Origin of the sequence: Mycobacterium nebraskense (assembly GCF_002102255.1) — a bacterium.
GTDB classification, from domain to species: Bacteria; Actinomycetota; Actinomycetes; order Mycobacteriales; family Mycobacteriaceae; genus Mycobacterium; species Mycobacterium nebraskense.
Map to the genome: position 1 here is coordinate 1 of NZ_LQPH01000073.1, position 1381 is coordinate 1381.

General features: G+C 65.2%; 1 protein-coding gene. It reads right to left on the reverse strand.

The features are described from left to right. Positions 1–23 precede the first annotated feature (23 nt). A complete protein-coding gene (locus AWC17_RS08020; RefSeq protein ID WP_085164490.1) occupies positions 24–1100 on the reverse strand; it encodes an IS110 family RNA-guided transposase in 1077 nt (358 codons plus the stop codon). Positions 1101–1381 lie beyond the last annotated feature (281 nt).

A 1381-nucleotide genomic window follows, 5' to 3' on the forward strand; every position in this document is an offset into this window, starting at 1 on the left:
CTTGATACCAGATGCTCCTATGTTCAGGCAATGAGTTCGTTGGTTCTTCTGCTGGGTTCGTGGAGGGCGTGGTAGATCTCGCGGGCGATGTAGCGCTTGATGCAGCGCATGATCTCGTTTTTGGTTTTGCCTTCGGCCAGGCGGCGAGCGAAGTAGTCGCGGGTCTGCCCATGGCGGCGCATACGCACCACCAAGATGACGTGCAGGGCGCGGTTGGCGTCGCGGTTGCCTCCTCGGTTGAGCCGGTGTCTGATCGTTTTGCCGCTGGAGGCTTCCAGGGGGCTGACTCCGCAGAGTTTGGCGAAAGCGGCGTCGCTGCTGATCCGGTTGGGGTTGTCGCCGAGGGCGGTCAGTAGCGTGGCTGCCGTGTCGGGCCCGACGCCGTAGATAGCGCGCAGCTCGGGTGCGGCGGTGGCGGTGATGGTGTCGATGTGGCGTTCCAGACGGGCGGCTTCGGTGTCAAGCTCGCGGCAACGCGCGGCCAGCGACTTGATCGCGACGGTCACGGCATCGGTTGGGGTGGTGAGCGTTTCGGGTTCGCGTAACTGGTCACACGCGTGGATGAGGCGGTCTTTGTAGAGGCCGGCCAGCTGTTCACGAAGTGCCGCGGGAGCCGTCACCACGAGGTCTTGGAGGGCGTTGTAGGCCTTGGCCCGGGCGCGCACCGCGCTGGTGCGAGCCACTCGCAACACCCGCACCATTTCTGCGGCACCATCGGCGCTTTTGGGCTCGCCAAGGGCGTCGCCGGCCAACACCATCGCGGCGGCTCCGGCCGCGTCAGCGTCGTCTGATTTGCCAAAGCGGGCACGGCGCTGCCGCTTGGGACGCCCGACTTCGCTGACCGCGACGCCCTCCGCGCGAAGGTGGCGGGCCAGGCCCGCGCCGAAATGGCCTGGGCCTTCAATGCCGACCGCCACGAGCTGACCCAGCGTGTGGGCCCACGACACGAAGCCGCGGTAACCGGCGGGCGTAGCAGCCAGGCGATGGGTGCCCAATGGCCGACCGAGCTGATCGACGGCATGGGCGACATGGAACTGCTTGTGCGTGTCGACACCGACGGTGACCTGTGGTTGGGTGGATTCGGCGATGGTGGATTCCATTGCGGCCCTTCCTGTAATCGGATTTTCGGGATGGGATGAAGGGCAGAGCCGTCGGACGGGGACGATACTGCTACGGGATGCTTGGTCGCGCTCCTATCAGGTCACTCCGTCCGGCGGTTCCGCGCCGAACCGATGCAGTCGACGGATCTGACAATTGAAGGCACACAACAACGCTCGTGGCCGGTAAAGAAACGAGTCAGACCACACCGGTCCGGACGCGGACCCTACCGACGACCCACTGCGCCAAGCCGCGGAAACGCCGGTAGGTCTTTAATAGCAGT

Coding starts and splice junctions, on each gene's coding strand:
- AWC17_RS08020 (WP_085164490.1), bottom strand. CDS start 1,100: ATGGAATCCACCATCGCCGAATCCACCCAACCACAGGTCACCGTCGGT.